Origin of the sequence: Advenella sp. (genome assembly GCF_052108595.1) — a bacterium.
GTDB lineage: Bacteria > Pseudomonadota > Gammaproteobacteria > Burkholderiales > Burkholderiaceae_B > Advenella.
On record NZ_JBQEAU010000138.1, the window covers coordinates 1 to 10,088 of the forward strand.

The following is a 10,088-nucleotide window of genomic DNA, read 5'->3' on the forward strand; positions in this document are numbered from 1 at the left end:
ATCCGAAGGGCTGGGAATGGGCCTGAATATATGTCGCACCATTATCGAGTCACACCATGGCAGACTCTGGGCACAGGCCAATCCAGACGGAGGCACCCTGTTTCATTTCACCCTGCCCTGTGCTCCACAAGAGCCCAATGACACACCTATCAAAGAGGAATTAACCGTATGAATAACCCAAGCAGCATTGTATATATCGTAGATGATGACGAAGCAGTGCGTGATTCGCTGCGCTGGCTCCTCGAGGCCAACGGCTATCAGGTCGTGGCCTTCGACAGCGCGGAAAAATTCCTCGAAGGCTACAATCCGAACGTCATCAGCGTGCTGATCGCCGACGTGCGTATGCCGGGCATGTCAGGTCTGGAGTTGCAAGAGACACTGGTGGCACGCAAGGCGACCATTCCTGTGGTGTTCATTACGGGCCACGGCGATGTGCCCATGGCAGTGTCCACAATGAAAAGAGGTGCTGTCGACTTTCTGGAAAAACCGTTTAACGAAGCGGACCTTCGCGAAATCATCGCACGCATGCTGGAACAGGCGGTCAGCAACGCCTCCGAACAACAAGCCCGCAAAAACCATGAAGAACTTATTGGCCGCCTGACGGCCCGCGAACAACAGGTTCTTGAACGCATTGTGGCCGGCAGACTGAACAAACAAATTGCCGACGATTTGAACATCAGCATCAAAACTGTCGAAGCGCATCGCGCCAATATTATGGAAAAACTCGAAGTGACCACGGTCGCCGATTTAATGAAAGTGGCTTTGGTAAAGTAGGACTGCAAAAACAATATGACAGCACGTATTATTGATGGCAAACAGCTGGCCGAAAAACTCAAGCTGCAAATGATCCCGCATCTGGCCAGACTCAAAGAACAGGGTATTGTCCCTTCGCTTACGGTCATTCTGGTCGGTGACGACCCTGCCTCGCAGGTCTATGTCAATCACAAGGCCAACACGTTCAACAAGCTTGGGCTGACTTCTTCGGTCGAAACCTATCCGGCACAAATGACCGAAGCCGAGCTGCTGGCGCGTATCAGCATGCTCAATAACGATGCCTCGGTCAATGGCATTCTGGTTCAGTTGCCTCTGCCGCCGCATTTCAATGCCGATACCGTTATCGAAGCGATCTCGCCGGCCAAGGATGTCGATGGCTTTCACGTCAGCAACGCCGGAGCACTGATGATCGGCAAGCCCACCTTCATTCCGTGCACCCCGTACGGGATCATGAAAATGCTTGAAGACGAACAGGTAACTATTCGCGGCGCCGAGGCGGTCGTGGTGGGCGCCAGCAACATTGTCGGCAAGCCAATGGCATTGCTATTGCAGAAAGCCGGCGCAACCGTCACCATATGCAATTCGAAAACCCGCGATCTGGGCGCCCAGACCCGACGCGCCGATATTCTGGTGGTCGCCACCGGCAAACCCGCCATGATCACGGGCGATATGATCAAACCAGGCGCAGTGGTCATCGATGTAGGTATCAATCGCGGCCAGGACGGCAAACTCAAGGGCGATGTGCAATTTGAAAGCGCCCGGCAAGTGGCCGCTGCCATCACACCCGTGCCCGGCGGCGTCGGCCCCATGACAATTGTCATGTTGCTGCTCAATACCGTACACGCAGCCGAACAACAGAATCTGAAACAGAAAACTTAACTATGACGCAAACTCAGGTTGTCCAGACCATTGCCACAACCGGCAATCCACTGCTCGCTCCCATTTCTGATCTGATCGACTACGCTTCGATCAAGCCGGAACATATTGCGCCGGCCATCGAACTGCTGCTGACTGAAACGCGCCAGGGAATTGAAGCCCTGGTCAGCGATAGCACACAGCCCGGTTGGGATAATTTCATTGATCCCATGGAGGCGTTGTCCAGCCGCCTGTGGCGTGCCTGGTCGGTTGCAGGACACCTGAACGCCGTCATCAATACCGCGGCGCTGCGTGATGCCTACAACGGCATGTTGCCGGTCATTACTGAGTTTTCCACCTGGATCGGCCTGAACCGGGATCTGTTCGAGCGTTATCTTGCGGTCTCCAAGAGTGCCGAATTCGCAAGCTATACCCCCACTCGCAAGCGCATCATCGAACTGGCGCTGCGCGATTTCCGGTTAAGCGGCGTCGAACTGGAAGGTGAAAAAAGGCAGCGGTACGCGCAATTGAATGAAGACATTGCACTGACCTCACAGAAGTTTTCCGAAAATGCGCTTGATGCCATGGACAATTGGCACTATCAGGTCCATGATGCCGCCATGCTCGACGGCTTGCCGCAAGACGTCATTGACGCGGCTGCCCAGGCTGCGAGCGAAGCGGCTGTCCAAACCGCCGAAGCTGAAGGCGCCGATGGATCCGATAGTGCCAATGCTGCCGACCAGCCCGCGCAGGCCGGATGGCGCTTTACCCTGAAAATGCCGTCGTATCTGCCGGTCATGCAATATGCAAAAAGCGCTACCTTGCGTGAAGCGCTCTATCGCGGCTACGCCACACTGGCTTCGGAACTGGGCGAACCGCAATACGACAACTCGCCGGTGATTGAAAAGCTGCTCGACTTGCGCTTGGAAGATGCACACCTGCTGGGCTTTGCCAACTTTGCCCAGATGCGCCTGCAAACCCGAATGGCCCAATCGGCAGACCAGGTCATTGCATTCCTGCGTGATCTGGCAGCAAAGGCCCGCCCGTTTGCCCAACAGGACGTCGCGACCTTGCGCGAATTTGCAGCCACCGAACTGGGCATGGCAACACTGGAACCTTGGGACTACACCTACGTTTCGGAACAATTGCGTCAGGCCAGATACGCCTACTCGGACGAAGAAGTCCGGCAATATCTGAGCGAAGCGAACGTCATGAGCGGGCTGTTTGGTGTGATCAAAACGCTATTCAATATAGATCTGGTGCCCTTCGATGCCCCGGTATGGCATACCGACGTACGTGTTTTTGAAGTGCAGGAACAAGGACGTGTCATCGGCCATCTGTATACCGACCTATATGCCCGCAAGGGAAAACAAAGCGGCGCGTGGGTCGACAGCGAGCGAAGCAGGCACATTACCAGCACGCTCAGTATCATGCCGGTTGTTTACCTTAACTGCAATTTCTCGCGTCCCCAGGGGACCAAGCCTGCCCTGCTGACCCATGATGATGTCATCACCCTGTTTCATGAAACAGGCCATGCCTTGCATGCGCTGCTGTCAAAAGTAGACGAACCTGCAGCCTCGCCTTTTGCCAGTGTCGAATGGGACGCCATCGAACTGCCCTCCCAGTTCATGGAAAATTTCGTCTGGGAGTGGCCCGTCATGCGCAGCATGGCCGCGCATTGGGAAACTGGCAAACAAATGGATCGCGATTTGTTCGAGCGACTGCTATCGGCCCGCAACTTCCAAAGCGGCATGCAAATGGTGCGCCAGATTGAATTTTCATTATTCGATATGCTGATTCACACACGTGCAGAACCGACCGCGATTGAGACCGTGATGCAAATCCTGAATCAGGTCCGTCAGGAAGTGGCTGTCATTATGCCGCCTTCGTGGAATCGATTTGCGCATAACTTTTCTCATCTGTTTGCCGGCGGCTATGGCGCAGGCTATTACAGCTATAAATGGGCCGAGGTGTTGTCGGCCGATGCGTATAGTCTTTTTGAAGAGCACGCCGACAGCGATCGGGGAACTTTGAATCCGCAAATCGGTCAATCATTCAAGGAGCAGATTCTGGCCGTGGGCGGCTCACGTCCTGCTGCAGAATCATTTGAAGCATTTCGCGGCCGCAGCCCGTCACCCGCTGCCCTGCTGCGTCACAGCGGGCTTGTGGCCGAGGCCGCCGCCTGATTTTTAATGGAAGTATAATGCGCGTTCGCCTTTCCCTGATGCTGGCCCTGGCCACACCTTTCGTATTGCATGCGGCAGTCGCCCAGGGCATTCCCGATGTCCCCGGCGCGACGCAAAGCCAGCGTCCGACAACTATCTATCCGATAGCCAATCACCTGCCCGACCTGTCCTTCTCGCTCAATGCAAGCGAAGGCAAAACCCTGACCGAACAGACAGTAAAAGGCAAAGTGGTCATGCTGTTTTTCGGCTATGCAAGCTGCCCGGACATCTGCCCCACGACCATGGCGCAACTGTCCGAAGTAATGCAACAACTGGGGCCCAAGGCCAAAGAAGCCCAGATTCTCTTCATCAGTGTTGATCCGCACCGTGATACACCTGAAGTGCTGCAGGCGTATGTCAATGCCTTCAATAATGGCGCGATCGGGCTGACCGGCAGCGAGCAGCAGATTGCCTCTGTCGCGCGCCGTTACCGTGTTGCCTATCAGATCAGCAAACCCAAGGATGCCAGCAACCCAGAGGCATACGAAGTGATGCATGGTCGCGGCATCTATATTTTCGACAAAGACGGCCGCGCCCGTTACCTGGCCTCCGACAGCGAGACGCCGGAACAGGTGACAGAGAAAATTCGCACACTGCTCTGAGCCCAATGCAGCAGGCCTATACTACCTGCGTTCTGCCTGCGTTCTGGTTACGACCTGACTTTGTCGGTCTATCCGTTCAAGTATCAATCCGCTACGGCTGCAGCCATGCTCCCTGTTGCTACCCCATGACCTGGAACGGCACAATCGTGGTTGCGTAGTAGGCCAGCTGCCTGCGCAATCGCAGCCGTTGTACCTGCTCGGTCACGCCCTGTGATGCGCTACGCCGTCATCGCCCTGATTAACCGCATCATCGCCCCGATTCAGGCTGCATTCATGCGTGGGCTATCGCTGCAACGAGCGATACGCGGCAACAATTCACGCATTTTGGTAAACTGGCAGTTACCTGTAATCAAATTGACCTGGGAAAGCTATGATCACACTACACCATCTGGAAGCCTCACGTTCGTTCCGCATCATCTGGCTGCTGGAAGAACTTGAGCTGAGTTACCAGATTGAGCGTCACGAGCGTCATCCGGAAACCATGCGAGCGCAAAGCTCCTTAAAGGCCGTACACCCATTGGGTAAAGCCCCCGTGCTGTGCGACAACGGCTTCACCCTGATCGAATCCGGCGCCATTATCGAGTATCTGCTTAACCGCTATGACAATCGTGGATTGCGTCCGCCCATCAGTTCCGAAGACTACCTGCGTTATTCGCAATGGATGCATTTTGCCGAAGGTTCGCTGATGCCACCCGCCTTGCTTACGCTGGTGCTCAACAAAATGGCCAATGCCCGGGTGCCCTTTTTTGCACGCTCCATTGTGAAAAAAACAGTCAACGGCACACTCGACAGCTTTGTCATGCCTGATCTGAACGTCAAACTGGATTTCCTGGACTCCGAACTGGGCAATACCGGCTGGTTCTGTGGCAGTCACTTCAGTGCCGCCGACATCCAAATGGGATTCGCGCTACAGGTTCTGCACGGTCGTGGCCTCATCGGTGACAACCTGCTGAACATCAAGGCATTTCTGGAAGCCATTCGCTTGCGGCCGGCCTATCAGCGCGCAAAAGAAAAGGCAGGCTTGCTGACGCTGTCCCTGCCAGGAAAAAATGACCCCCAGGAACCCACGGTAGAACCGTCAGTTGACGCGGCCAACGCATCAGCACCCACAGACGCCACCCGATAGAACTAGTTCTGTAGCACCGGTTCAAAAGACGTGCCTCGGTCGAAGCGGCTCTATAAAGAAATAGCAGCCGCCTCAACGCAGTGGCCAATAGCAATGTCCAATCGTAGCGGATTTACGCAAGCAGAAGCGGGCCGCTGACCTCAGCCATCAGGCGCCCATCCGAATCAGATGTCCTGCACAGATCATCCTGCCTGTGCAGGACATCATCAGAATGGCGTTATCCAAGGCGCAGGATAAGGGTGTTTACTCGCGACACAACGCATAGCTCATCACTACTGGCCAATGGCCATGTTAAATCAGTGACCCAGGTAGGCTTTGCGCACTTCATCGTTCACCAGCAGATTGGCGCCAGTATCGGCCAGTACAACGTTACCCGTTTCAAGTACGTATCCACGGTCGGCCACCTTCAGCGCCTTGTGCGCATTCTGTTCCACCAGGAATACCGTCACGCCCTGGTCGCGAATGGTCTGAATAATTTCAAAAATCTGCGCAATAATCAGCGGTGCAAGACCAAGCGTAGGTTCGTCCAGCAGCAGCAGGCGTGGTTTGCTCATCAGTGCACGGCCAATGGCCAGCATCTGTTGCTCACCACCTGACATGGTGCCTGACCGTTGCGAGGCTCGCTCTTTCAAGCGAGGAAATAATCCGAATACATGATCAATCCCCTGTTCTATCTGCTCGCGCGGCAGGAAAAAACCACCCATTTTCAGATTATCCAGCACGGTCAGGTCTGGAAAGACGCGGCGTCCTTCCGGTGACACTGCGATACCCCGGCGCATGATCAACGATGTAGGTTCAGCGGTAATATCCTGGTCCAAAAACCGGATCGTGCCGGACGAAGCCCTGGGATTGCCACAGACAGTCATCAGCAAAGTCGTCTTCCCGGCCCCGTTGGCACCGATCAGCGTAACGATTTCCCCTTCATTGACTTCAATAGACACCGAATTGAGCGCCTGGATGGCACCGTAGTGTGTACTTACATTGTCCAGTTTCAGCATCTTATTCTTCTCCCAGGTACGCTTTGATGACCCGTGGATCAGCGCGTACGATTTCGGGCGCCCCGGTCACGATCGGCTTGCCATGTTCCATGACCAGGATCCTGTCGGATATACCCATAATCAGACTCATGTCATGCTCAATCAGCAAGACGGACAGGTCAAATTCGTGCCGCAGGCGATTGATCAGGCCGGACAGGGCCTTTTTCTCTTGTGGATTGAGCCCTGCCGCGGGCTCATCGAGCAACAACAAGGTCGGCTTGGTAATCATGCAGCGGGCGATTTCCAGCCGGCGCTGATGACCATATGCCAGGGTGCCAGCTTGGCGATTCGCAAACTCGCGAATGCCCATGAAATCAAGCCAGAACAGCGCTGTATCCAGCGTCTTGCGCTCAGCCCGGCGGTATGACGGCAAATTGAGCAGACCCGCCAGAAAATTGGACTCGTGCTGTGTATGCTGGGCCACCAGAAGATTTTCCAGGGCCGTCAGCGTCTTGAACAGGCGCACGTTTTGAAATGTTCGCACCACCCCGCGCTGGGCGACCTTGTGACTGGGTAAACCAGTAAGCGCCTTGCCATGAAGATCGATACTGCCCTCTGTCGGCTTGTAAAAACCACTGATGCAGTTAAAGACCGTGGTCTTGCCGGCTCCGTTAGGGCCGATAATGGCAAACACCTCATTCTTTTGGACTTGCAGGTTGACCGAGTCGACCGCCAGCAGACCGCCAAAACGCATTTTAAGAGATTCGACACGCAGGACTACATCACTCATTTTTCAATCTCCACGTGAGGACGTTTGACCGGCAGCAGACCCTGCGGACGCCAGATCATCATGAGCACCATCACCAGACCAAATATCAGCATCCGGTATTCGGCAAACTGACGCGCCAGTTCAGGCAATACAGTCAATGCGATGGCAGCCAGAATCACGCCAATCTGCGAGCCCATGCCGCCCAATACGACAATGGACAGGATCAGCGCCGACTCGATAAAGGTAAACGACTCCGGGTTGACCAGGCCTTGCCGTGCAGCAAAGAACGCGCCGCCAAAACCGGCAAACATGGCGCCCAGGGTAAAGGCCGATAATTTGATTTTCGTGGGATTCATACCCAGGGAGCGGCAGGCGATCTCGTCTTCACGCAGCGCTTCCCAGGCACGACCAACGGGCATGCGGATCAACCTGGCGGATATAACAAATGTAATAACCGCGAGCACCAGCGCCATCAGATAAAGATAGATCACCACATCCACGGTATCAAATCTCCAGCCCATTAACTGATGAAAGGTTTGCTCGCCTTCGGGCGCACGACGGACCATCTCATAACCGAAGACCGATGGCTTGGGAATCCCCGAAATGCCATCAGGACCACCAGTCAGGCTAGTCAGATTGGTCAACAGCAGACGGATAATTTCACCGAACCCCAAGGTGACGATGGCCAGATAGTCTCCGCGCAGGCGCAATACCGGAAACCCCAGGACAAAGCCAAAGAGCGCGGCAAACAACCCGGAAAGGGGCAGCGCTTCCCAGAAACCCCAGCCTGCCCAATGGTATAACAAAGCGTAGGTATAGGCACCAACCGCATAGAACCCGACAAAACCCAGATCCAGCAGCCCGGCGAAACCGACCACGATATTCAGGCCCAGACCCAGCATCACGTAAATCAATACCAGCGTGGCAATATCAATCTGGCCGCGGTCGCCAAAAAAGGGCCAGACAACGGCAATGACCAGCATCAGGGCGAACAGACTGAACATGGTCTTTTGGCCAAGGACGGCGTGCTTGCCCGAACGCAGCTTTTTCGCCAGCGATGGCTTGTTGTCTTTGAAGATCAGCGGCTTGAGCAGTTGCACGACAAACACGATTGCCATGCCTATCAAGACAACCGTCCAGTCTGGAACGATCGTCATGCGGATACCCTGGCGAACCAGGCCGAGCCCGAAAATGGGTGTCAAAAGAATTCCGGCCACCAGCGTAGCAATAATGGCGTTTTTCAAATTCTGCGTCATACTTTTTCTACCTCCGGTTTACCCAGCAACCCAGTCGGTCTGAACAACAGGATCAGCACCAGCAAGCCAAAAGCCACAATATCCTTGTATTCCGAACCGATGTAGGCGGCAGCCATGGTTTCGGCCACCCCCAGCAACAGGCCACCTAGAATGGCGCCGGGAACACTGCCGATGCCGCCGAGCACAGCGGCGGTAAACGCCTTGATACCGGCAATGAAGCCAATGAACGGATTCAACTTGCCTATGGTCAGTGCAATGAGCACGCCACCGACGGCGGCAAGCACCGCACCGAGAATAAACGTGAATGAAATAACACGATTCGTGTCGATACCCAGCAGACTGGCCATTCGCATATCCTGGGAGCAGGCACGGGACGCACGGCCCATGCGGGAATGGCGAATGAAAAGCGTCAGTGCAATCATCAACACAAATACCACGCCCATAATCATCAGCCTGGAATAGGTCAGCGTAATCGCAAAGTCACCGCCCAGGCTGAACTGGAACGATCCGGCCAGCAGATTGGGGACGGCCATATCACGCGAACCCTGTCCGATCGCTACCCAGTTCTGCAGAAAAATGGACATACCGATAGCGGAAATCAAAGCGACCAGCCGCGGACTGCCGCGCAGCGGCCGGTAGGCAATCTTTTCGACCGCGTAGCCGTAAAAGCCGGTAACGACCGCAGAAATAAGCAGCATGGCGATAATCACCAACGGAATCGGAATGCCGTGATTAATACCGAGTGCCGACAGTGTCACCAGTCCCACATAGGCGCCAATCATATAGATCTCGCCATGGGCAAAGTTGATCATACCGATAATGCCGTATACCATGGTATAACCGATAGCGATCAAGGCATAGATCGCACCCAGCGACATGCCATTGATCAGTTGTTGAATGAATTGAGGTAGAAATTCCTGCATAATGCGCTCCTCGTGCCCTCCTCACTCCTCCTGGAAACCTGTCTGGAATGAATGGCGGTCCCGTTGCTCTTATTGGATTACGTCGTTTCTGATAGAACAAGCGTGACGGTTAACCCTCACCCTCGCCTGGCTCCCTTATGCTGCGTCTATGCCTGTTTTACGCCTGGGCGCTGCGTGGACGACCAAGATTCCACATCAGGATGCGAAACGGCGCCAACAGCATCGCGTTGATGACCAGTTTGATACCCACGTCACCCGTGGCCAGCGTCACCCATGGTACATCGGTACCGACGAACGCTACGCCGAAAAAAAGGAAAGTGTCGATGATGGCGGCCAGCCAGCCAGCGATGAAAGGCGCTTTCCACCAGGATTTGTAGCGAAGCTTGTCAAACACCAGAATATCGAGCAACTGTGCCGTCAGAAACGCCACTCCGGAGGCGATCGCGATACGCGAGTCAGCCACGACATAGGAAGCCAGCACGGCAAAGATAAACCCAATAGACACCACGCGACGGGCCCGCGCTGGACCGAAACGCCGGTTCAGCAGATCGGTTACCAGAAAGCAGATGGGATAAGTGATG

Annotated in this window: 11 protein-coding genes; 6 read left to right on the plus strand and 5 right to left on the minus strand. The window is 54.9% G+C overall.

The window, feature by feature from the left end:
• The 6 genes from ACTIKR_RS18560 to ACTIKR_RS18585 all read left to right on the plus strand — a co-directional run.
• Positions 1 to 172: ATP-binding protein (locus ACTIKR_RS18560; protein WP_442328650.1), on the plus strand; the 172-nt coding region annotated here is incomplete at its 5' end.
• Positions 169 to 774, plus strand: coding sequence for a response regulator transcription factor (locus ACTIKR_RS18565; protein ID WP_193086897.1), 606 nt, complete (start codon positions 169 to 171; stop codon positions 772 to 774). The genes ACTIKR_RS18560 and ACTIKR_RS18565, both read left to right, overlap by 4 nt.
• A 15-nt stretch (positions 775 to 789) precedes the next feature.
• On the plus strand, positions 790 to 1,653 hold the full coding sequence (gene folD / locus ACTIKR_RS18570; RefSeq protein ID WP_442328643.1) for a bifunctional methylenetetrahydrofolate dehydrogenase/methenyltetrahydrofolate cyclohydrolase FolD: 864 nt from the start codon (positions 790 to 792) through the stop codon (positions 1,651 to 1,653).
• Positions 1,654 to 1,655: 2 nt separating this feature from the next.
• Positions 1,656 to 3,815, plus strand: coding sequence for a M3 family metallopeptidase (locus ACTIKR_RS18575; RefSeq protein WP_442328644.1), 2,160 nt, complete (start codon positions 1,656 to 1,658; stop codon positions 3,813 to 3,815).
• 17 nt (positions 3,816 to 3,832) lie between these two features.
• Positions 3,833 to 4,456 carry an SCO family protein gene (locus tag ACTIKR_RS18580; protein ID WP_442328645.1) on the plus strand — a complete coding sequence of 208 codons (624 nt, stop codon included), beginning with the start codon at positions 3,833 to 3,835 and terminating at the stop codon, positions 4,454 to 4,456.
• Between the two features lie 370 nt (positions 4,457 to 4,826).
• The gene (locus ACTIKR_RS18585) at positions 4,827 to 5,582 is read left to right on the plus strand and encodes a glutathione S-transferase family protein (protein ID WP_193086901.1); all 756 of its coding nucleotides are present in this window, start codon (positions 4,827 to 4,829) and stop codon (positions 5,580 to 5,582) included.
• Positions 5,583 to 5,878: 296 nt separating this feature from the next.
• On the opposite strand, the gene ACTIKR_RS18590 is transcribed toward ACTIKR_RS18585, so the two are convergent.
• From ACTIKR_RS18590 to ACTIKR_RS18610, 5 genes are all read right to left on the minus strand, one after another.
• On the minus strand, positions 5,879 to 6,580 hold the full coding sequence (locus ACTIKR_RS18590) for an ABC transporter ATP-binding protein (RefSeq protein ID WP_442328646.1): 702 nt from the start codon (positions 6,578 to 6,580) through the stop codon (positions 5,879 to 5,881).
• Between the two features lies 1 nt (position 6,581).
• Positions 6,582 to 7,349, minus strand: a complete 768-nt coding sequence (gene livG / locus ACTIKR_RS18595) for a high-affinity branched-chain amino acid ABC transporter ATP-binding protein LivG (protein WP_442328647.1) — start codon at positions 7,347 to 7,349, stop codon at positions 6,582 to 6,584.
• Positions 7,346 to 8,584 (minus strand): high-affinity branched-chain amino acid ABC transporter permease LivM, encoded by a 1,239-nt coding sequence (gene livM / locus ACTIKR_RS18600; RefSeq protein WP_442328648.1) that lies wholly within the window; start codon positions 8,582 to 8,584, stop codon positions 7,346 to 7,348. Before livM ends, livG begins: the two co-directional genes overlap by 4 nt.
• Entirely contained in the window at positions 8,581 to 9,507 is a 927-nt protein-coding gene (gene livH / locus ACTIKR_RS18605) for a high-affinity branched-chain amino acid ABC transporter permease LivH (protein WP_193086905.1), read from the minus strand. Before livH ends, livM begins: the two co-directional genes overlap by 4 nt.
• A 157-nt stretch (positions 9,508 to 9,664) precedes the next feature.
• Positions 9,665 to 10,088 (minus strand): VUT family protein (locus ACTIKR_RS18610; RefSeq protein WP_442328649.1); only part of this gene is annotated, 424 nt, incomplete at its 5' end.